Genomic DNA, 24,290 nt, shown 5'->3' on the forward strand with positions numbered 1-24,290 from the left:
TATCTTATTGTAAACAAAAATAAAGTCAAAAAAATACCTGAATATCACCCAGAAAATCAAAGCACTTTCATGTGATTTCTAACTGTTTTGTTTACATTTGCATGCATTTTAAAACGTATATGAAAAAGAAATTCACGGATAGGTTATGGCAGAACATAGCCCGCATTGTACTTAAAAACAGAATAACCATACTAGGTGTAATACTTGCCATAACCATTTTCCTTTCTTTTCAGTGGAAAAATTTGGCTATGACCTATACTGAAGCCAATTTACTCCCTAAAAAACATATCGTAAATAAACAGTATCAAGACTTTCTGGATAAATTTGGAGAAGAAGGAAACCTTATTGTCATTGGTTTTAAAGATGATGCTTTTTTCACTCCCAAAGCATTTGCCGCTTGGAATGAATTGATGACGGGTTTAAAAAATTCTAAAGAAGTGGAACTTGTCGTTTCCCTGAATGACCTAAAAACTCTTGAAAAAGACACGGTTGCGCAAAAATTCAAATTGGTTCCGTTTATTGACCAAAGTCAAACTGCGAATCCAGAATACATTCAAAAAATAAAATTCGAATTGTTTCATAACCTTCCGTTTTATGAAGGGTTATTGTTCAACAAAGAGTCAGGAAGTATCCGATCTGCAATTTACCTCAATAAAAAAATTGTAAACACCGCCTCCAGAAAAACATTTATTCTCGAAAATTTGGTGCCAAAAATCGACAAGTTCGAAAAAACAACTGGAATCGATCTTCGTGTTTCGGGAATGCCATACATTCGAACCATTAATGCCGAAAACATGAAAGGCGAAATTGGGTTGTTCATTGGTGCTGCCTTATTTATAACTTCATTGATTTTCTTTTTGTTCTTCCGTTCGTATCGAGCTACTTTTATATCAATGTGTATTTTGATTATTGGTGTAATGTGGTCTTTTGGAACACTCGGTTTGTTTCATTATAAAATCACAATTCTTACCGCTATTATTCCGCCATTGATTATTGTTATTGGGATTACAAACTGTATTTTCCTAATCAACAAATACCAACAGGAAATAAAAACGCACCAAAATCAAGCCAAAGCCTTACAACGTGTAATTTCTACAATTGGTGTTTCTACCTTAATGACCAATTTGACTACAGCCGCAGGATTTGCCACTTTTATGATTACCGGAAATGATTTGTTGTTTGAATTTGGTCTGGTTACATCCATAAACGTAATTATAGTTTACTTGCTTACTCTGGTAATTGTACCAATAGTATATAGTTTTATGGACGTTCCAAAAGAAAAACACCTAAAACACTTAACCAAAACCTACATCTCTGCCCTATTAAATTGGGTTGAAAGTGTTGTAAAAAACCACCGTAAAATGATCTATATTATTTACGGATTATTATTGGTTTTTAGTGTAATTGGAGTTTCCCAAATGAAAGTTTCAGGAAGTTTAATTGGCGAAATGCCAAAAACGGCTTCATTTTTCAAAGACATAATCTTTTTTGAAAAAGAGTTTAACGGGGTAATGCCATTGGAAATAATGATTGACACCAAACACAAAAAAGGAGTCATGAAATTATCGACGATGAAAAAAATGGAAGAATTGCAAAAAACCATTGCAGAAATTCCTGAGCTATCAAAACCGGTTTCTGTTGTTAATTTAGTGAAATATTCGAAGCAAGCTTATTACAACGGCAACCCTAACTATTATGAATTGCCGACTTCACAAGAGCAGGCTTTTATATTGTCGTATGCTAAAAATGCTACCAAAAACACCAAAGGTAATTTAATGAAAAGCTATGTGGATTCGACTGGACGATATGCCCGAATTACAACTTTCATGAAAGACATTGGAACAGAAGAAATGGCAAAAGTAGAAGGTAAATTAAGATCCAAAATAAACAAAGTTTTCCCAAAAGAACGCTATGAAGTTACCCTTACCGGAAAAGCATTGGTTTTCCAGAAAGGAACTTCATACCTTATTGACAACCTTATCGAATCTTTAATTTTTGCTATTTTCCTAATAGCAGGTTTGATGGCCTATTTATTCCGTTCTGCCAAAATGGTTATGGCTTCGGTAATTACAAATATATTGCCACTTTGCATCACATCAGGATTGATGGGGTATTTTGGCATTCCGCTAAAACCGTCTACGATATTGGTGTTCAGCATTGCTTTCGGAATTTCGGTCGATAATGCGATTCAGTTTATGGCCAAATACCGACATGATTTGAATCTCTATAATGGCAAAATAAAAAAATCTGTCTTTAGCGCCTTGAAAGAAACGGGAATTAGTACTTTTTACACCTCGATTGTATTGATTGTAGGATTTGCAACTTTCACATTGTCCAGTTTTAGCGGTACAATAGCACTTGGAGGATTGATTTCCTGCACCTTATTGTTTGCCATGTTTGCCAATTTATTGGTGCTGCCTGCATTGGTGCTGACATTTGAAAAGAAAAGAACAAAGAAAGAAGATTTAGAGCACACACATTAATCAAGAATATTTTTATTTCAAAAAGCATATTCATAATAAAAACAGATAGTTGTTTTATTATGAATATGCCTTCCCAAATCCCTTTTGATCTTATAGTTTTAATTCAACACTAAAAAGATTTTTCTTTGTAATCTGGCAGTTTATAAATTAATCCCTGGATTATCATAAGCCAAAATGTGTTAAGAAACATTGTAAAAGTTGTAACAGCCAAGGTTATTTGATAAGTATAAATCCCCACAAGTCGCAAAGAAGATGCCAAGGTCATCAAAACAAAACTAAATTCTCCAATTTGTGATAAAAGTGCTCCTCCATACAAACTATCACGCCATGAGTTTTTTGTAAGTTTAAAAAGTATGGCATTGATCAGGCTATTTATAAAAAGCACAGCAACTGAAATCCATATTATAGTTCCAATATTTTCAATAAAAAACTTGATATCAAGCTGAACACCTACTGCAAGAAAGAAGAAAGCCATAAAAAACACTCTGAAAGGAATCAGGGATTTACCTAACCAATGTGTCGCCTTGTCGTGTCCAATTAAAACACCGGCAATAAAAGCTCCAAAGGCAGGAGACAGTCCAAACCATTCACTAATCCATGCCATACCAAAACAGATGCTGAAACCAATGAAAACCTGCAATTCATGATCAGCAATAATTTCTCTTCGCATGGGGATTGAGAAAAGCTTTTTACTGATTGCCGCTTTCATAAACAGAATAATCAATACTCCTCCTACGCAGACTTTTATCAATTCTGCAGCTGAAATATTATTTCCTGACATAAAATTCAGAGCCAATATCATGGGAACCACGAGTATGTCTTGCATTAGTAAAACACCACAGGTAATAATTCCGAGCTGACTTTTAATCTCACCCGTCTTTGCCAAATATTGGAACACAATCGCAGAACTACTCAAACTTATTATAAAAGCGATCAAAATTATAGTTGTCATTTTCCACTCCAAATATGAACCAACAATATACATGCTAATAAAACTAAGTGCAATCTGCACCACTGCAATTAAAAGAGGCTTGTAAAAATTATGCGATAGATAATGAAGATCTATTTCATTGCCGATGGAGAACATTAGAAGTACAATCCCAATTTGCCCCAATTCTGAAATTACTTCAGGTTCATAAATGACGTTAAATACTTGAGGCCCAAATAACAAACCGGCAATTATATAAGCAATAAAATAAGGCTGCTTTAATCGTCGCAAAAGCAATATCAATAATAAAACCATAAAGGACAGCACAGCTATCCCGGAGAATAATTGTGACAACATCTGTGTGTATTTTATAATGAAGAAAGCTGCCTAAAACAGCAGCTTTCAAAATAGTTAATTAATGAGAATTTATGAGATTTCAATCATTCGTGGAGGTCTAGGTTTTGCCTCTTCACGTTTCGGGATGGACAATAATAAAATTCCATTTTCATAACGAGCAATTATTTTATCCTCATCCACTACGTTTTTAGGCAATTCAAAACTTCTCTGAAATGATTGGTAACTAAATTCTCTACGGCTGTAATTTGCGTCCCTAGTTGTTTGTTTATTTTCTTTCACTGAAGAAATCGTTAATTGGTTTCCATCAAGTGTAATCTTGAAGTCATTTTTATCCATACCAGGAGCGGCGACTTCCACCTCATAATTATCTGCAGTCTCTTTAATGTTTACAGAGGGCAGTGTTGTACTAGTTGTTGAAAAATTGTTATTTTCCCAATTGAAAAAATCACGGCCAAAAATATCATCAAAAAACAAACGATGTAAAGCTGGTACTTGACCTCCATTTCTTTTAATAAGATTCATAACTGTTTTACTTTAAAATTGTTAAACAAAAATTTATTTTAAACTTGCGCAAGTTATATACAGAAAAACAAAAAATATGCCATTTGAAAAATATGTCATTTTTTCAGAATTGAATTGAAAAAATGTCAGATAGTTATATACCATTACAATAACTCAATTATCTAGAGTCAAAAAACAAAAAAATAATATTCTTTTTTTACTTCAATCAATCTTAATACCTAAAATCGAAAAATAAACTCTAACTATTATTTTTAATTTTTCTTTTTATATAAATTAACAATTGAGTTTGAAATGTCATATTTTTACTTTCGCTCTAAAAAGTAAAAGATATAGTGGATAGCAGGACATCGAATATTCAGCAAAAGCTAAATTGCCCCTTATTACACTATATCTCACAATGACAATTTCAAACAAATCCTTTATATTTGCAATTGGATTAAAACATTGATTTTTGTTTAATCTAAAAAAGAACTATAAAATCTAAAATTAAAATGAGACACACAAAAGTTAAAGACTTACTAAACAGTACAACGACGTTACTCGAAATAAATGCAAAAGGTTGGGTTAGAACTTTTAGAAACAATCAGTTTATTGCTTTAAATGATGGTTCTACCATCAATAATATACAATGTGTTGTCGATTTTGAGAATACTCCGGATGAAACTTTGAAGAGAATTACAACTGGCGCTGCTGTTTCGGTAACCGGAAGTTTGGTTGAGAGCAAAGGTGCTGGACAAAAATATGAGATTCAGGTAAACAAACTGGAAATCCTTGGAGATTCGGATGCCGAGAAATTCCCAATGCAACCCAAAAAACACTCTTTGGAATTCTTGCGTGAAAATGCGCATTTGCGTGTGCGTACGAATGCTTTTGGAGCGATTATGCGTGTGCGTTCGGTTTTATCTTTTGCAGTACATAGCTATTTTCAACAAAAAGGGTTTGTTTATGTAAATACGCCGATTATCACAGGATCTGACGCTGAAGGTGCCGGTGAAATGTTCAAAGTTACGGCTTTGCCATTTGACAACACACCAAGAACCGAAGACGGAAAAGTAAATTACAAAGAAGATTTCTTTGGAAAAGAAACAAATCTAACGGTTTCAGGACAATTGGAAGGTGAAACTTTTGCAATGGCTTTGGGCCAGATTTATACTTTTGGACCAACTTTTAGAGCAGAAAATTCCAATACTTCTCGCCATTTGGCTGAATTTTGGATGATTGAGCCCGAAGTGGCATTCAATGATTTGAACGACAATATGGATCTTGCCGAAGATTTTATCAAATATGTGGTAAAATATGCCGTTGAACATTGTAGTGACGATTTGAAGTTCCTGGAAAGCCGTTTGACCGAAGAAGAAAAATCAAAACCACAGGCTGAAAGAAGCGAAATGCCTTTGTTGGAAAAACTAGGTTTTGTGATGGATAACAATTTCAAACGTGTTTCGTACACCGAAGCGATTGATATTTTAAGAGACTCTACTCCAAACAAAAAGAAAAAATTTCAATATATCATCAACGAATGGGGCGCTGATTTACAATCGGAACACGAGCGCTATTTGGTAGAAAAACACTTTAAATGCCCAGTAATCTTGTTTGATTATCCAGCCAATATCAAAGCCTTCTACATGCGTTTGAACGAAGACGGAAAAACAGTTCGTGCAATGGACATCCTTTTCCCAGGAATTGGAGAAATCGTAGGAGGTTCACAAAGAGAAGAACGTTTTGATGTTTTGGTCGAAAAAATGAAAGCCTTAGGAATCGAAGAAGAGGATTTATGGTGGTATTTGGATACCAGACGATTTGGTTCTGCTGTTCACTCCGGTTTCGGACTTGGATTCGAAAGACTCGTGCTTTTTGTAACCGGAATGACCAACATACGCGACGTAATTCCTTTCCCAAGAACACCAATGAATGCGGAATTTTAAAAATTTGTTTCAGATTTAAAGTTTAAAGTTGTTGATAGTTCTGCAACCTTAAACTTTAAACTTTTAAACTTTTAAACAATAAAAATGCTAAAGCAATTTTTAAATTTAAAAATATCACAGAAATTATCTCCACAGCAAATTCAGCTGATGAAGTTAATTCAGTTGCCGACGCAAGCATTTGAACAACGATTGTTGGAAGAAATGAATGAGAATCCCGCTTTGGAATCTGGCAAAGAAGAGGATGAAAATTACGATAACGACGAATTTGACAACGAACAATTTGACGATTATGATGATTCTGAAGCAGACAGAATAGAATCGGAAGATGTTAATATCGACGAATACCTAAGCAACGACGATACTCCAGATTACAAAACACAGGTCAATAACTACAGTGACGATGACGAAGAAAAAGAAACCCCTTTTGCTGCTACAATTAGTTTTCACCAAGATCTAATCAACCAATTAAACACTTTTATATTAAGCGATGAAGAGCGCGATATCGCTGAATTTTTGGTGGGAAGTATTGATGACATGGGCTACATTCGAAGAAGTATTCCAGACATAGTAGATGATATGGCTTTTACTCAAGGTTTATACACCAATGAAAAACAGGTCGAAAACATACTTCATATCATTCACGAACTGGAACCTACCGGAGTTGGCGCACGCGATTTGCAAGAATGCTTATTACTGCAATTGAAACACAAAACCCCTACTGAATCGGTAGATTTGGCCACTGCAATTATCGAAAATCAATTTGATGCTTTTGCCAAAAAACATTACGATAAATTAATACAAAAGCTTGGCATTTCAAACGAACAACTTAGAAATGCCGTTCATGAAATAGAACGACTCAACCCAAAACCCGGTGGTTCTTTTACAGGAAACAATAAAATCACAGAGAACGTGGTGCCCGATTTTACAATTCGAATTATTGATGGTGAATTGGAACTTACTTTAAACGGAAGAAATGCTCCTGCACTGCACGTTTCTAAGGATTATCAGGAAATGATGCAAACGTATAAAGAATCGAAAGATAAATCGCATTCACAAAAAGATGCAGTACAGTTTATCAAACAAAAACTGGATTCGGCCAAATGGTTTATTGATGCTATAAAACAACGCCAAGACACGTTATTTGTAACGATGAATGCCATTATGCATTACCAAAAGGATTATTTGCTTGACGGAGATGAAACCCGGCTAAAGCCCATGATCTTAAAAGATATCGCCGATATGATTGGCTTAGACATATCAACAGTTTCAAGAGTTGCCAATAGTAAATATGTCGAAACTCCTTATGGCACAAAACTAATTAAGGAATTTTTCTCAGAAGCGATGACAAACGATCAAGGAGAAGAAGTTTCTACACTCGAGATCAAGAAAATCCTTCAAAATATTATTGAAGAAGAAGACAAACAAAAACCATTAGCCGACGATCTGTTAGCCGAAATCTTAAAAGAAAAAGGCTATCCTATAGCGCGCAGAACGATTGCAAAATATAGAGAACAACTTGAAATTCCTGTAGCCAGAATGAGAAAGAAAATATAGTTTTTAAAAAAAATTTAATAAGCTATTCCTTCCCTATAACATACAATATTATTTTTTTAGAACTTGAAAAAAATTCTCCCTGCTTTCTCTTATATTTTTCATCCCCTTTTTATTCCGGGCATGGCCACTTTTTTATACTTTTTTTTTCATATTTCTGATTTTAAAATTCAAGAAATATCTTTTGTTTTTTTACAAATAATCATTCTTACCATTCTTATCCCAATAGCACTATTTTTTCTATTACGTACTTCTGGCTTTGTAGATTCATTAATGCTTGCCAACGTAGATCAACGCAAAATTCCGTTGGTATTACAATGTTTCCTTATTATTTTAATCGTTCGTAAAAGCATAACCATAAATAACTATACTGAGCTTCATTTTTTCTTTTTAGGCGCTTTATTCAGTACATTGATTGCTCTAATATTAGTTTTTGCCAATATAAAGGCCAGTTTACACATGCTAGGCATTTCGGCTTTGACAGTGTTTGTTTTTGCGTTGAATATACACTTACAGGCCAATAGCATTTATCTGATTCCGTTTTTAATTTTAATGAATGGTTTCGTAGCCTCTTCCCGATTAGTGATGAATGCACATTCGCCAAAAGAGTTAATCATCGGTTTATTAATTGGCAGCATTCCGCAATTACTTTTTCTGAAGTTATGGTTATAATATATAGAAAATCACTCCCATTTTTAAAGTATTGAGCTGTATTGATTCATTATTTATTTTTGCAGAAGAATTAAACAGAGAATTGAAACCGTAATAAAGGTATAAGTTAAAGGAACTATATCCCGCAGAAATATAAGCTCCGTAAAGAAAGTTATTAAAATCATTATTTTTTCTGATAACTACATTGGTCAAATCATCAATATAGACCGATTTGTCAAGCAGCAAATAACTAAATTTAACACCACCGTAAATTCTCCAAAATTCATAAATTTCTGGGGTTGATGTTCTCCATCTAAATTCTATTGGAACTTCAACCAACAACTGCTCAAATTTATTTTTGTTGTAATTCACACCAGACGGAATCACAGTGTAAATAGCATTTTGATTTGTGCCTGTAATCGCTAAATTTTGATTGTAATTATTATAGGAAAATCCAATTCCTGGAGCTATTGCAACAGTTCTACTTTTATTTACAGGCATATCTCTAAGGAAACCCAATGAAAATCCAAATGATATTTTGTCTTGAGAAACTCCTGACGGTTTTTTTATTAATGAATTATAATTCAAACCAAAATAAAACTGATCTTCTCTATAAAGAGAATCAATTTTTATATGTAAGGTATCTATTGAAAACTTATTTTCTTGAGAAAACCCTCTGAAAAATGATAAAAAAAGAAAACAACCAAGAAAAAATCGCTTCATTATTTTGTGTGTTAAATTGAATGCAAGAGCATTTAAACCATTTTAAGAACTATTGCTTCTGAATTACTGTTACAAATATAAGATTTTGAGAGTCTGATCGTTCATTTTAGAAATAAATTAAACGCTCAATCCAAAATAACTCATCCAAAATGATTTAAAATATTGAGGAAAAATTTCAAAAAAAAACAGACTGCCTAAAATATAGACAGCCTGTTTTTATGGGATTTTGGTTTATTCTATGTTTTCAAATAAAGAAGAATAGCATTTATTTTAGTTAACTATCTTTTCCTCTTCTTTAACATTACTAGCGGGGCTATCTCCTATGTTAAAAGATAGAGAAAATCGTAACATGTTATCTTCTGACGATGCCTGTTTAGATGTGGAATTAAGATAGGACAAATCGAATTTAACCGTCTTATATTTGAATCCAGCTCCAACAGTAAAAAAATTGTGATTTCCACTTCCATTATTGTCATTGTAAAATCCAGTTCTTAATGCGAAAAATTGTTGGTATACATATTCAAGTCCTAGTCCACCAGTTATTGAATTTGAATCATCAGCAAATAATTTATTGAATTCTATGGAAGTTCCCAACGTATTATCCTGGTCAAGAATAAAATCAAAACCTCCACCCAGTTTCAAATTGGTTGGCAAAGCACTTTCAGATCCAGAATTTACATCGTAATTCAACTTTGGTCCAAGGTTTGAAAGATTAAACCCTCCGCGCCAAATACCCTGAAAATTTTTAAAGGAGATTTCTTTAGACTGGTAATATCCGGCAATATCAACGGCAAATGTACTGGCGACGCTGCCAGTGGCATCCACTTCCTGAATTTTTAAATCGGAACGAATGTATCTTCCGGTAACGGACATCGAAAAAGTCTCACTTAATTTTAACGAATAAGATCCGTCAAAAGCCAATTCATTTGGGGTTACCGCTTGTCCTTGATCACTTTCATTTTGTTTAAATACGGTTTCGCCCAACCCAAAATATCTTAAACTGAGTGCATAGGTACTCCTTTCATTAATCTTATTAAAATAATTTAAATTCAACAAAGCAATATCATTTGACATAGAAGATAAATAGGGTGTGTAGCTTAAACCTATACCTAATTTATTTTCGGAAAAAGGATACTTCGCTGGATTCCATTGTTGTGAAAATACATCTGGTGCAGTTGCTACTCCTAGATTTCCCATACCAGAAGCTCTTGCATCTGCCGAGATCAGCAAAAAAGGCACTCCGGTGACGCTTCCCCCATTTTGTTCTTGTGCGAATAAATTTCCGACTCCAAAGAGTAGTAAAAATAAAAGAATTATTTTTTTCATGTGTATACGTTAATTGTTTTTTGTTTAAAATTATAGTATGTGATGCGATACACTATTTATTGTTTGGAAATCAAATAAAACTCTTCTAAAACATTAAATCTTGTATCGCTACACATTTACTTACATCCTTTCATTATTTATTCCTTTGCTCTTTTAATAAACTTGGTCACTGAGGAGGTTCCTTCTTTTCCACTTACATGTAGAAAATAAACTCCTATAGGCAAGTTGCTTAGGTCTAACTCACTATACCCCTTAAATTGCACATCTTCAATCTTATTTTTATAAACAGTTGCACCGTTAAGAGCCACAACTTCAACAACAACATCTCCAGCCCAACGGTCTTCCCACTTGATATTTAGTGTGTTTACAACAGGATTAGGAAATATATTGAGTGCCGTAATTTCTGCCTTATTCACAACAACCTTAATTTGTTGTTCTGTGCTCAAGCCATGAATATCTGTAGCAGTCAAGGTTAATATTGTTTCACCTGCAGCATGAGTTTCAATTACATATTGACCAAGTTCTTGCCCTGTTGTAACAGATACAATATCTGAATTTGCTACTGAAGCAGTGAAGGTCATTTGATCGGCATCTGGATCTGAAAAATAATCTTCAAATTTACGTACATCAAAATACTTCAATTTAGAATAAATTAATTCTTCTGACATAATAACAACTGGTGCTCTATTGGTTTTTACTACTTCAACTTTAACTGTCATTTCGCTTGAGGCACCAAGTGCATCAACAGCAGTATAAGTCAATGTGTAAGTTCCAGCTGTCTCATAACCTGGAGCCAATTTTATTGAAATTTCCTGGCCAACCAATGCAAATGTTGCCCATGTTGGAGCGTTAGCAACAGTAACCGTAACAGCATTGCCTTCCTTATCAATTAGTCCTACTTTTACAGTTACTTCAGAAGCTTCATTAACAACAACTGTATCTTCAGGTATTTTAGAAAAAACCGGAGCTTCATTAATATGTAATTTAACAGGGATTTTACCTACTGTATTAACAGGATCATTTGTTCTTATGTTCAAAACAGCATGTTGATCTCCACGAACTCCATTTGCAGCAGTAAAGTCCAGTTGCACTTTTTTGGTTTCACCTGAAGCAATATTTCCATTAGAAAGACCATTCATTGAAACCCAAGCATTAGAAAGATAATTCTCTTCTCCAGCTCTTACCATCCAACCATTACCAGGATATAATTCTGGATCCTGCAAATCAAACCAGTCACCCCCACTCTCGACCATATACCTTCCAGGTGTGTCAGTGATACCCGCAACAGCTCCTTGTACAAAAGGCAATTCATAAGGGTAAGTAATAACGATATAAAAATCTTCATTTGGATAAAGGCCTTTAGGTTCCTTTATAGGCAATGTTACCCATGCCCCAGCTTTATCGCCGACATAATTATAATCAACATATCCTTGATCTATTATCGATGCATCAGCAACAGAAGAACCCCCTGCACGTATTTCGTAAGCAATAGTTCCTGACGGTTTTGCATTACCATACATGTATGTTTGAAAATGTGACAAAGTAAAACCATCTTTCCCAGCATTAAATCGTGTTGAGTTTGTGAAAGGTTCACCACCATCATAACCAAAATGGCCGTCAGCAGCAGTCTTATCTTCGTAAGCCAATACTCGGTTAAAAGTAGGATCAGAGTATGCACTAATTCCTCCTTTTGGTGCTGGGGCTGATTTTAATAATTGATTAATTTTGTCAGTTTTTGCAACTTTTACAATTGATTGTTTACTAGAGCTAGATATAGATTTTCTCAAATAATCAATACTCAATTCATATTTCAAAGTACCTCCATCACTATTACCAAAAACAGCATATTGTGTATCAGTATCAGTCAAATAATTAACAACACTGTTTACTTCGGTAGTTTCAATAGCTAAAACAGGTGGTAATGTGACTTCAGCCTTTAAAGGAATCATCATTTTTGCCACTGTAGCATTGCTTTCAACAACAATGTTATCACTAAATGAACCAGCAACAGTTGGAGAATATGTAATTCTGAATTTGGCATTTTCACCCGGTAATGTAGATGGGTAATTACCCCCAAAATCATTTATACTTACCCAGCTCCAGTAATCTCCATAAAACCAGTCTTGGAATAATGTATATCTTTCAATAGTATATTCTTTAGCACCACTTTCTATAGACATATTTGACAATTGAAGTATGTCACTGCCTGAATTTTGAATTTCAAATTCTTTAGTATAGCTTGCAGTAGAACTAACCATTATTTCACCATAATTTATTTCTGCAACATTTGAAGCAATAACTGGCGCTCCATTTACAGTTAAATGTATTGGTTTCTCAAGAAATTCCTGATTTGGAACATTGGTACGTAATTTTAATTTACCGTCATATTCTCCTTTATATATATTGCTTGCATCAATATCTATTTGAGCACTTAATGTAGTGCCCGCAGGAATTACCAGTTTTTTTGCTGGATTAATCACATAAGCTAAACCTGTTCCGTGGTTTACATTTGCATGATTAGACATTAAAACAAAATCAGATCGATCTCCATTTTGGAGCCCAATGCTTGTTAGATTGGTCGTTAAATCTAAACTTCCGTTAACTTTATATTGAAATTTCATGGTTCCATTCTTATAAAATATAACTTGTGCAGAAGTTGGATCTCCCATTCCTCCAAAGAAATTCACAAAATATTCCCATGAGATAATAACCTTATCATCATCACTATAATAGAAAACACCCACTTCATCTTTCGGATAAGTCGTTGTGTCAAAGGCAGCAAACGACCAATAGGGAGCAATTAGTGTTTTAAACCTATCGTCCGGTATAGTTCCATTCATCACAGCCGACTCTTCTGGCTGATCAAAAGTCAATAATCCAGTAGTACCTATATGTAAATCTGTATATTCTTTACCATAAAAATTTAATGCCCACGGTAACGTTATTTTTTTCCAATATTGAGTATTATCACCAAGATCATCCGCTAAAGGTAGTTGTGTTCCAGTTTTACGGATATCAACCCATTGATAGTTTGTTCCATCATTATACGTATCATAACTATACGTGAAATTTGGAATTGCTTCCGCAGTGCTTACGGGTACAGACATTGTCAACCAATCGGTACCAGTTGCAACCACTTCAAGGTCTGCTTTGCCATTATTTTCGATAAGTAAAGGATATTTAGCCGTCTCGCCGTGTTTTAAAACCTCAGTTATCAAATCTAAGTTGGTTACTGATATGGCCGGTGCATCCATTACTTTTCCTGAAAGTGTAAGTAGATATTTTACTCCTTCACTATCCGTAATTCGCAATGCATCTGTAAAATCAGCAACAACATCAGTTGGCATAATAACTTCATACACCTTACCAAGACCCGGGGCAATAGTTGCGTTTGTTTCTCCTATTATTTGAAAACTACTATTATCTAAAGCATAACCCGTTAATGTTATTGGTGCAGTACCATTATTTTTAAGGCTGAATTTTCTGGAAGCTACAGCTCCTTGGAATACATCGCCAAAATTAATATCGGTATGAGACATGACAAGTCCTGCTTTACCTCCATTGGTAATATTAATTTGTACCAATGGATTTATTTGGGTATTTAATGGGTCAGTAGATATAACATTTAAATACCTGTTGATCATACCTTCGTGCAACGAAGCTGTTTCCATTACCACATCCATCTTGGCAGATTCACCAGGCAATAAAATTCCCCCTGCATTGCTGATAGAAGTAATCATATCCGGACCAGGATAGTCAAATCCTAAAGCCAATCCAGAATATATTTTTGCTACTTTAGACCAATTATTTACTAAAATTCCATCGGTTTGCTCAAAATCTTCTATAAGGATGTTAAGATAAGCCACATCCTGCTCCGAAAATGTAATCTTGTCATAGTAAAAACGAATATTTCCATCTGCATACAATACCATTTGTGCTGTAAGCGTACCAGCATATCCATCAGTTACATTCGTAAATTGAACAATAACTTTATCGGCTTCAACTTTATAATAAATAGCACCTCCGGCGCTCAATTCAACATATGTCCCCAATGGAGAAATATATCCTTTTGGAGAATAAGGGGCTCCATCCAGACTTGGCATATTAACTGGGCTTGCCGTGTCGTCAAATGTCGTAAACCCTTTGTAACTAATATATAGCGTCTGCATTTTCTTTGCATAGTAAGGGAAATCAAATCCCATTTCAACAGGATAATACCTGTTACCATCTGCTTTAAAATAACTTGTAATATCTTTTCCTGTACTAGAAATATCTTGATATTGATATGCTAAAGGAGCAGTTTCCGATACGTAACTGGTGCGGTATTTATATCCGTATTTGTGATATTCTCCTTCCCAGCTATCACTGATACCAGATTGATCATACTTTGGAATAAAATATTTCAGCGCAGCCTGACCTTTGTTCTCCACAGTTACCGAAGCCGTAACGTGATCTCCCAAGGTAACATTGTCAATCAATTGGGTCATTGGGTCAACCACTATTTTTGCAGGTTCAGAACTTACTCCAAATAAAATGACTTTTAAGGTTTTAGAACTGCTAGTTGATGTTAATGCCAATACTCCATTATCGTTTCCTAATGCATTCGGCGTATATTTTACTTTTAGAAGTATTTCACTATCGGCAGAAAGTTGATACGGAGAACTACCAACAAGTTCGAAATTTGGATTAGAGATATTTAGTGATACATCATTGAAGTTACCCAACCCCGTATTCTTTACTACAAACTCCATTTCTTTGGTAGTACCTTTAAAAACACTTGCAAAATTTAGCGTTTCAATAGATTTAAGAACAGGTTGTTGACCAGTTACATTTACAGTAACAGGAACTTTAAATTCCGTATTACTTGCATCATTTGATTTAAAAATCGCATTTGCATAATAAGTACCATTTATTAAAGTAGATCCATCAGCCGAGAGTTTTGTGTTTTCAGTTGCATTACCGTTCACCTCACCATTCTTAGGGTCTAATGTCAAATATTCTCCTAAGTATTTGTTTTGGCTGCTTGCGATATTGAACCATGCAAAATCTTTGCTGTCAAGAGCTACTCCAAGTGGACCCCAAGATTGTCCTAAGTCAAAAGATATGAAGCAATTATCAGATCCTTCCGGAGTATTCTCAAAACCAATACTTAATGGGTAAAGATTTCCTGCAGGCACATGCAACACCACCCAAAAAGTTTCCCCATTTTCAAAATACAATTGCTCATCTAAATTAATGTATGTAAATTGTTCACCAGCACTATAAGGAGTATAGTTTTGTGCGTAAATCAGATTTTCTTTACTGAGTTGTGTTCCTTTATAAATTTCAACAACAACCGGACCTAATTCTGGATTTACATTCAAATAGGTTTGAATTTGTGTCAGATTGAAGCCCTCCTCTTCGCTAACAACATATTTTGTAGCTGCCGAATTTGGAAGTTTGATATCGGTATCTCCGATGATGTCGGTAGGGCCATCACAATAACTCTTATCTTGCGGAGTAAACTGGAATGTGCCCACTTCTTTACTTGAAGAAGCTGATGATACTCTAGCCTTTACTTTACGTACATTTCCCAAAGAGGCTACTTTTGTAGTTTTTGCAATTGGGTAGTTTATTTTTTTTGCAGCAAACGATGAAATAGAAGTTTGTTTATGACGCGTCAAAAATTCCCATTTCAATACACCTTCTGCATTATTCAATATTGTAAGATCATGCGATCCTTTAAAAGAAGTACTCGCATCTACATCAATCACAATGTCTTTGCTGTTGTCATCTACATTTATTTTTGGTCCTGCATTGGTTGTAGCTTGTATACTATTTGATAATTCGGACAGGTTATTCCACCTGTCTCCCGAAATTACTGCAAAATAATAAGAGGTAAGTCCCAACAATCCGTTTACTGAATGTGTCACAGTTGTTCCGGCCAAAGCTGAACTTCTAATGATATCATATTTTGTCCCCGAAAGGTTACTTTTAGTTATCGGTGTAGTAGAATAGTAAATACGAAAATCAACAGGTTGTGAATCATCTGTATCGATTGGAACAGTCCAAGATAAATTCGCAAATTCTTGAGCAATTCCTGTAACTGCTAAATCTGTAATAGTACTTGGTGCCAAACCTTCATTATTTTGAATGGCCAAAAATGCATCTATATGACCTGAACCTAACAAGCCTTCAAATCCAGGATTGTGAGAATCAATATCAACTACACCTGTCAAAAGTTTTGTTTTTAGAACTTCTGGCGTTAATTGACTTTTTCGATTTACCAAAGCAAGTGCAGCAATACCAGAGACATGTGGACAAGCCATAGATGTTCCCTGATAAAAACCATATTGATTTTTTGGCAATGTACTTAAAACACCATTTTTTGACCCCAGCGATGTCTCTCCTCCTGGAGCTGCAATATCTACCCAGGTGCCATAATTAGAATAGCTTGCTTTCTCCCAATTAGGTCCAATTGAACTTACTGACATCGTGTTTTCATAGTGACCTGGATACCAATCTCCATCTGAATTACTATTTCCTGCCGCAAATATTACAATACCACCCCTCATAGGACTATTTACATAATCTCCTGCTTCAGCTATAAAATAGTCAATCGCTTCTTTTACAGACTCGTCAAAATTTCCTGGGCTGGTATACCCCCAACTATTTTGCGAAATAACAGCACCATTGTCTGCTGCATAAATATAGCTTCGTTCAAAACCTCCGCCTCCTAAACATTGAAGCGACATCACTTTAGAACCATCATTATTACCGCTTCCACCAGCAATACCACAAACACCTATACCATTGTTGTTCACCGCTGCTATTGTACCAGCTACGTGAGTCCCATGCGGTTCAGCTTCAATACTTCCGTTATTTTTGTCAAAATTCCAGCCATGTAAATCATCTACATATCCGTTTCCATCATCATCCACGCCAGTAACTCCATTAAGTTCTGCTACATTTGTCCAGATATTTTCCTTTAGATCAGGGTGCTCAATATCTACTCCTTGATCGTGGATCGAAACAATAACTTGAGGATTCCCTTTTACGATATCCCAAGCTTTAAAAAGATTTATATCGGAACCATCTGGATATCCAGTTTGTCCGGTATTATCATAATGCCATTGATCGCCCAACTTAGGGTCATTAAAATAAGGTTCCGCAACAGAAGATTTTGCAGAACTAATTTTCGAATTACTAATTGGTGTAAAACCATAATCAGAAAGCACTTTTTCTTTCTCTGTTTCTGCTGTCTGAATCGCGGCAATGCCTTTATATTGAAGAACTGCTTGTTGTGGATTTTGATTAGCGTCAATCTCTACAACATACCACAAATCAAGTTTGTGTTTTCGCAACTTTGCTTCCAATCTCGGGTTGGGATTTTCTGGAAATAGCCTATGCATTTTTTTGGCTCCAACTTTTGCAGAAACTTTGTCAAAAGCCTGAATTCCTGTCAAAAGCTTTTTTCCTTGAGTCACATTCATTTTCCTTAGTGTTTGTGTTAGTTGCCCTGAAAATTTAACTTTTACAGAACCTTGCATAACACCATCTTTATAAGTCACTTGCTGACTAAAGGAAAAAAATGACCAAAGTGAAAAAATCAAAACCCATAATAATCGATTTTCTTTTTTGTAATAATTTGTCATTAAAGTTGTTTTTGGTTAATAATAATAATTGAATGTATGTGGTAATGCATTAAATGTTAGGAGCAAGAATATGGAAAAAACAAATATTTAGAATTCAAACGATAGTTACATCTTATATATAGAGAATAAATCATGATTACATTTTTATAACAAAAAAAGGTAAACAACTGTATATTAGATTTTTAATTAATATAAATTTTGGATAGTATGAACATCAAAATTTTAATAAAACCTATTACAATTTCTATGTTTAAAAGATAGTTTTAAGGAATTAGGATCTTTTTAAATCCCAAAATTGAGCTCTTAATTCAATTTTAAGCACTTAAACTTCACACAGTACTTGGTGAAGTCTGTTGCTCTATTGTGTTGAAAGTATTGTTTAAAAAATAGGAATAAATGTACGAAAAATAAGTGCACAGAAATAGTGCGTTTTGTATCAAACAAAACCCAAAACTGCAAGGAAACATTTTTTTATAAATTAAGTACTGAATAGTTCCCTAAAAAGTGGTCTGAATTTTATAGATGGATTTGTCAAAAGAGTCTATATGTTCTCTAAAAAAGTCACCAAATTTATATCCTCATTTTGAATATTAAGTTTTTTTCTAAGCCTTGCTCTTGCCACATTCAGACTATTATATGATTGGCGCGTGAGTGAACAGATTTCTTTGGTAGTCATATTTAATCTCAAAAAGGCACAAATCCTTTTCTCATTAAGCGTTAAGTCAGGATATTTATCCTTTAAACGCTCATAAAAATCGTTATAAACCTGATTAAAACGAACCTCAAATTCTTTCCAGACATCGTCATCTTGGGCATGCTTGATATCAAATATTATTTTTTGGATTGTTTCTTGATTATCTTTTTTCAGTTGCTTTTTTAATGTAATCAATCGCTCCGAAATTTCAACAATGAATTCGTTCTTTTTAACAAATACATTATATTGGTGGTAAGTTCTTTGTTTTTAAATTCCAGATCTCTTTTTAAAGTGTTTTCTCTCAGAGAAAGTTCTTTATTGCTCAATTCTGCTTTTTCTTTTAATAATTTTTGAATTTTAGCCTTCGTTTCCTGAAACCAGTACATAATGACAACAATAATGATGATTAGAATCAAAACAACTGCAACAATCAAATAAATAAGTTCCCTCTGGTTTTGTGCCGCTTTTGCAGTTTGACTTTCTTTATCAAAGTTGTACTGCATTTCGGTCTGGATAATTTTTTGTTGGTTTTCTTTATTAAAAAGACTGTCATTTAAAGACTTATACGCAACATGATATTCATAGGCTTGTCTGTAATCTCCTTTTCGAGCCATTACATCGCTAAGTTCTTCCAAAACCGACACTCTTGCCGATGATGAATTGGATTTTTTACAATATTCGAGACTACTAAGCAAATATTCCTGTGCTTTATTGAGCTGCCCTTTTTCTTTAAAAAGCTTTCCCAAATGATAAGTAGATTTACTTAACCCATAAATATTGTTATCTTTTTTTCGTAAATTAAAAGCCTCAATAAAAATAGCTTCAGCAAGGTCGTAACGCTTTCCTTTAAGATATATAATTCCCATGTTAGAGTATACAGAAGACAGATTTTCATTGTCATTTGCCTTTTTACTATACGTAGATGCCTGCATAAAATATTCAAGAGCAAGATCCATTTGGTTTTTATTATCGTAGATAATACCTATATTATTAAGCAATTTCCCTTTAATCTGATTAACTTTTCGGGCATCTTTTATGATATTTTTATCCAACAAGCTATTAACCTGATTAAACTTTACAAGCGCTTTTGCAAAGTCCCCTTGATAAAAATAAACCAAGGCTATGCTATTGTAAACTTTTAAAATACCAGAATTTGATGGATAGCGTTCATAAATTTTCAATGCTTTTAACTGATAATCAAGACAAATATCAATATTGCCTTTAAGAAGGTTGGCACTACCAATATTTGAGTATACGCGAGCCAAAAGGGTATCTGTGGTTTTTTTTTCGAAAGCTAAAGCCTTTTTATAATAAAATAACCCAGAGTCTAAGTCCTTTTTTTCTACTATATACCCAATCTGAATGAGCAAACGTACCTTCTTATTAGGTTCGGCGCTTGCATGATATTGATGCTTCAAACTATCAATATTTTGTGAACTAATAGTTTCACAAAAAAAAATAAAAATCCCTATAAATATAAATAAATGCTTCAATTCAAATAATTTTAGCTAAAATATGTATTATTTTTCATTTTTTGCACTATCCATTATGGAATTTACAAGATATTTAGGCTTAATTACATATTTGTTCAGACGAAAAAAAATAAAAAAAAGGGTTTATTTCCTGATTTTTAAATGTCAATTTCGAACAATTAAACTTTAACCTAAAATATCACACAAATTATCAGAAAACAACAACACTTATTAATTAAAAAACACATATTTTTACTTTTTAAATCACACAAAACAAACAATAACAGCACTTTAAAAATAAATAAAAATGCAAATAGGGATCATAGGACTTGGAAAAATGGGGTTTAATTTGGCTCTTAATTTAAATCGAAATCAATACGAAGTTATTGCGCATGATGTAAATACAACTTTCGTCAAAAATATTGCAGCCGAAGGAATCAAAACAGCACCAACAGTCAAAGAATTATGCCAACAATTACAAAACCGAAAAGTAATTTGGCTAATGGTTCCCGCTGGGGAAATTGTTGATGAAGTTATCACTTCCCTACTTCCTTATTTGAACAAAAATGACATCATTATTGATGGGGGGAACTCCAATTACAAAGATTCCAAAAGGAGACATATACAACTTAAAGAACTTGACTTTGACTTTTTGGATTGCGGTACATCGGGCGGTACGTCTGGAGCTTTGAATGGCGCTTGTACGATGATTGGCGGAGATGCTGATGTTTTTGATTATGTTGCCAATGTTTTCGAAGCCATTTCTGTAACCAATGGCTGGCTCTATACTGGAGAAGCTGGAAGTGGGCATTTTACAAAAATGGTTCACAACGGAATAGAATATGGAATGATGCAATCGATAGCCGAAGGTTTTGAAGTATTTGAACATTCTGAATATGATATCAATTTTGAGAAAACAGCCAAACTTTTCAATCACGGATCTGTAGTCCGCAGTTGGCTTATGGAACTTACCGAAAGTGCCTTTTCTAAAGACCCAAAACTAGATAGCATAAAAGGGATCATGCACTCTTCTGGCGAAGGAAAGTGGACATTAGAAACTGCTTTAGATTTGGGTGTTCCTACTCCCGTAATTGCACTTTCGATTATGATGCGATACCGTTCTCAAATGCAAGATACTTTTTCTGGAAAGGTAGTGGCAGCATTGCGTAACGAATTCGGAGGTCATACCGTTGAGAAAAATGAGTAGCCTAAAACATTTTAATTTAAAAATAAGTACATGTCAATATTGATTTTAATTGCAAGTATCCTATTATTACTGGTTCTAATTTCCGCAGTCAAGCTCAATGCCTTTATTGCACTAATCATTACAGCACTTTTTGTTGGAATTGCAAAAGAAATGCCTTTTCCCGAAATCATAAACTCACTACAACAAGGCATTGGCAGTACACTCGGCTCTTTGATTTTAATTCTGGCTTTTGGAGTAATTCTGGGAAATTTATTATCGAATAGTGGCGCGGCACAGCGAATAAGTACCGTATTAATAAAACTCTTTGGAGTAAAACACATTAAATGGGCGATGGCACTAACTGGTTTTGCAGTTGGTATTTCTATGTTTTACAACGCTGGTTTTATTATTTTAATTCCAATGGTTTTTGCTGTTGCTGTTAGTACCAAACAACCACTTACCTATTTGGGTATAGCCATGGCATCGGCTCTGTCTATTACACATGGTTTTTTGCCACCACATCCTGGACCAACCGCTATCGCAGTAATTTTCAAAGCTGATATTGGCAAAACATTACTTTACGGAATACTAGTAGCACTACCAGCGTTACTCGTAGCTGGTATACTTTTTCCAGAATTCATTAAAAAAATTAATGCAAATCCGCCAAAAGGTTTGTTCGAAAGCAAAACATTTCAGGAATCCGAACTGCCTTCTTTTACGATAAGCTTAGTTTCAGCATTAATCCCAGTCATACTGATGGCCTTGGCTACCATCACAGAATTATCGTTACCCGAAACTAATTCTATTCGGATAATTCTTAGTTATGTCGGAAATCCAACTATAGCCATGTTAATTACGGTTCTATTTGCCATTCTTTTTTTAGGAATAAATAGGGGTCAAAAAACACAAGACATCATGGAAAAATCAAGTTTAGCATTAACCTCAGCAACTATGATTATTTTGATAATTGCATCTGGAGGAGCTTTCAAACAAGTATTGATTGATAGCGGCATTGGATCTGATTTAGCTACATTTTTCGAAAAATCGACACTTTCGCCTTTAGTATTAGGATGGCTAGTTGCGACAATTATTCGGATTGCAATAGGATCGGCTACGGTTGCAGGACTAACTGCAGCAGGAATTGTGCAGCCTTTGGTGGCAAGTTCAGGCATCAGTCCAGAATTGATGGTGCTTTCTATCGGTGCTGGAAGTTTAATGTGTTCACATGTTAATGATACTGGCTTTTGGATGTTTAAAGAATATTTTGGCATCAGCCTAAAAGACACATTCAAGACATGGACAGTAATGGAAACCATCACAGGAATTATGGGTTTGTTTGGTGTTTTGATTCTAAATCAATTTGTGGCCGCTTAAAACATGGAAAAAGTATACCTAGGAATCGACATTGGCACAACAGCTACAAAAGCAGTTTGTTTTGATACAAATGGAAACGTATTGCAGCAAATCACAAAAGAATACCCAATGTATCATCCCAAAGAAAATTGGAGTACTCAAAAACCAGATGAAATTTTAGATTCGGTTCAAGCCTGTATCGAGGAGATTACAAAAAACTCAAAACCTGAATTCATCAGTTTTAGTGCTGCTATGCAAAGTATACTCCTTATAAATGAAGAGGGCTGTCCCATAAGCGATGCATTACTTTGGGCAGACAACAGAGCTATCGCTATCGCCTCAACATTAAAAAAATCTGAACTTGGAACAGCTTTTTATCAAAAAACAGGCATTCCTATCCATCCATTTTCTCCAATGACAAAATTGGCTTGGATCAAAGAAAATGAAACCAAATTATTCAATAACACCTTTAAATTTATCAGTCTCAAGGAATATATCTGGCATCAACTCACAGGAGAATATGTTATAGATTCTTCAATGGCATCGGGCACTGGGATTATGAACATTCACACGTTACAATGGGAGGAAACTGTTCTTAATTATTTAGATATAAAGGAAGACCAACTATCAAAGATTGTAACCCCAACACACCAATGCAAAGGAATCAAAGACGATTTTTTGTATATAATTGGCGGTGGAGACGGAGCAATGGCTAACCTGGGAACTGGCGCAATGAAAAAAAACCGTTTGGCATTATCCATTGGCACTAGCGGTGCCGTTCGAATACCTATAGATCAACCCTACATTGACTTAGAAATGCGGACACAGTGTTATCATTTAATGGACAATCAATACCTAAAATTAGGTGCGGTAAATAATGGCGCTATTATTTTACAATGGTTAAAAGAAGCGCTTTTACAAACAAATGAATCTTACGAAGCGCTTTTAGAACAAGCTGCAACAATCCCTGCTGGCTCAGATGGTTTGCTTTTTGTACCCTACTTACTAGGAGAAAGGGCTCCTATTTGGGATGCTGCTGCACAAGGAACTTTACTGGGTATTAAAATCACACATTCTAAAGCGCATTTTATCAGAGCTACACTTGAAGGAACTCTTTTTGGCCTGTTTAGTGTGGTAGAAATTTTACTTCCAGATCTAGAAAAAAGAAAAGAAACTACCGTCATGGCAAGTGGTGGCTTTGGAAAAAGTGAATTATGGCTACAAATGGTATCAGATATTTTTCAGATGAAAGTTGTAATTCCCGAAACTATTGAAGGGGCTGCCTGGGGAGCCGTATTAATAGGATTTAAAGCTGTCGGAACCTCAAATTCTTTCAACAATAAAACAGAAGCGGCTTTTTATCCCAATCCAAATCATAAAGTGATTTATACAAAAGCATTTGAAAAATTTAAAAAAGTATACCCATTGTTAAAAGATATTTAAAGCAAAATCATAAACTAAAAAAGCGCTGTATCACAAGTTGAC

The 24,290-nt window shown here is 34.5% G+C and carries 14 protein-coding genes; 7 read left to right on the forward strand and 7 right to left on the reverse strand.

Annotated elements, in window-relative coordinates:
- The first annotated feature begins 119 nt into the window (after positions 1-119).
- Positions 120-2,483, forward strand: coding sequence for an efflux RND transporter permease subunit (locus OLM57_RS02895; RefSeq protein WP_264565738.1), 2,364 nt, complete (start codon positions 120-122; stop codon positions 2,481-2,483).
- Positions 2,484-2,592: 109 nt separating this feature from the next.
- Here OLM57_RS02895 and OLM57_RS02900 read toward each other — a convergent pair whose 3' ends face one another.
- Together OLM57_RS02900 and OLM57_RS02905 are read right to left on the reverse strand one after the other, a co-directional pair.
- A complete protein-coding gene (locus OLM57_RS02900) occupies positions 2,593-3,768 on the reverse strand; it encodes a cation:proton antiporter (protein WP_264565739.1) in 1,176 nt (391 codons plus the stop codon).
- A 69-nt stretch (positions 3,769-3,837) separates the two neighbouring features.
- Positions 3,838-4,290, reverse strand: a complete 453-nt coding sequence (locus tag OLM57_RS02905; RefSeq protein ID WP_264565740.1) for an Hsp20/alpha crystallin family protein — start codon at positions 4,288-4,290, stop codon at positions 3,838-3,840.
- 491 nt (positions 4,291-4,781) lie between these two features.
- On the opposite strand from OLM57_RS02905, the gene asnS reads away from it, so the two are divergent.
- The 3 genes from asnS (at position 4,782) to OLM57_RS02920 (ending at position 8,438) form a co-directional block, all read left to right on the forward strand.
- On the forward strand, positions 4,782-6,215 hold the full coding sequence (asnS, locus tag OLM57_RS02910; protein WP_264565741.1) for an asparagine--tRNA ligase: 1,434 nt from the start codon (positions 4,782-4,784) through the stop codon (positions 6,213-6,215).
- 84 nt (positions 6,216-6,299) lie between these two features.
- Complete coding sequence (gene rpoN, locus OLM57_RS02915) at positions 6,300-7,769, forward strand: RNA polymerase factor sigma-54 (protein ID WP_264565742.1); 1,470 nt, start codon at positions 6,300-6,302, stop codon at positions 7,767-7,769.
- A gap of 63 nt (positions 7,770-7,832) precedes the next feature.
- Complete coding sequence (locus OLM57_RS02920) at positions 7,833-8,438, forward strand: hypothetical protein (protein ID WP_264565743.1); 606 nt, start codon at positions 7,833-7,835, stop codon at positions 8,436-8,438.
- Here OLM57_RS02920 and OLM57_RS02925 read toward each other — a convergent pair.
- From OLM57_RS02925 to OLM57_RS02945, 5 genes are all read right to left on the reverse strand, one after another.
- Positions 8,433-9,140: a porin family protein gene (locus tag OLM57_RS02925; protein WP_264565744.1), complete on the reverse strand. Its 708-nt coding sequence runs from the start codon at positions 9,138-9,140 to the stop codon at positions 8,433-8,435. The two genes, OLM57_RS02920 and OLM57_RS02925, sit on opposite strands and share 6 nt — an antisense overlap.
- Positions 9,141-9,410: 270 nt before the next feature.
- A complete protein-coding gene (gene porV / locus OLM57_RS02930) occupies positions 9,411-10,466 on the reverse strand; it encodes a type IX secretion system outer membrane channel protein PorV (RefSeq protein WP_264565745.1) in 1,056 nt (351 codons plus the stop codon).
- 137 nt (positions 10,467-10,603) lie between these two features.
- Positions 10,604-18,100 (reverse strand): S8 family serine peptidase, encoded by a 7,497-nt coding sequence (locus OLM57_RS02935; RefSeq protein WP_264565746.1) that lies wholly within the window; start codon positions 18,098-18,100, stop codon positions 10,604-10,606.
- A gap of 541 nt (positions 18,101-18,641) precedes the next feature.
- Entirely contained in the window at positions 18,642-18,989 is a 348-nt protein-coding gene (locus OLM57_RS02940) for a helix-turn-helix transcriptional regulator (RefSeq protein ID WP_264565747.1), read from the reverse strand.
- The gene (locus OLM57_RS02945; RefSeq protein WP_264565748.1) at positions 18,986-20,212 is read right to left on the reverse strand and encodes a tetratricopeptide repeat protein; all 1,227 of its coding nucleotides are present in this window, start codon (positions 20,210-20,212) and stop codon (positions 18,986-18,988) included. Before OLM57_RS02945 ends, OLM57_RS02940 begins: the two co-directional genes overlap by 4 nt.
- 361 nt (positions 20,213-20,573) lie before the next feature.
- Between OLM57_RS02945 and gnd the strand changes: the two genes are divergently transcribed.
- Genes gnd through OLM57_RS02960 form a run of 3 tightly spaced genes read left to right on the forward strand, consistent with a single transcriptional unit; the run spans position 20,574 to position 24,248 of the window.
- Complete coding sequence (gene gnd, locus OLM57_RS02950) at positions 20,574-21,473, forward strand: phosphogluconate dehydrogenase (NAD(+)-dependent, decarboxylating) (protein ID WP_264565749.1); 900 nt, start codon at positions 20,574-20,576, stop codon at positions 21,471-21,473.
- A gap of 30 nt (positions 21,474-21,503) precedes the next feature.
- Positions 21,504-22,826 carry a gluconate:H+ symporter gene (locus OLM57_RS02955; RefSeq protein WP_264565750.1) on the forward strand — a complete coding sequence of 441 codons (1,323 nt, stop codon included), beginning with the start codon at positions 21,504-21,506 and terminating at the stop codon, positions 22,824-22,826.
- 3 nt (positions 22,827-22,829) lie between these two features.
- Positions 22,830-24,248: a gluconokinase gene (locus OLM57_RS02960; RefSeq protein ID WP_264565751.1), complete on the forward strand. Its 1,419-nt coding sequence runs from the start codon at positions 22,830-22,832 to the stop codon at positions 24,246-24,248.
- The last annotated feature ends 42 nt before the right edge of the window (positions 24,249-24,290 follow it).

The organism is Flavobacterium sp. N3904 (genome assembly GCF_025947305.1).
Lineage (GTDB): Bacteria > Bacteroidota > Bacteroidia > Flavobacteriales > Flavobacteriaceae > Flavobacterium.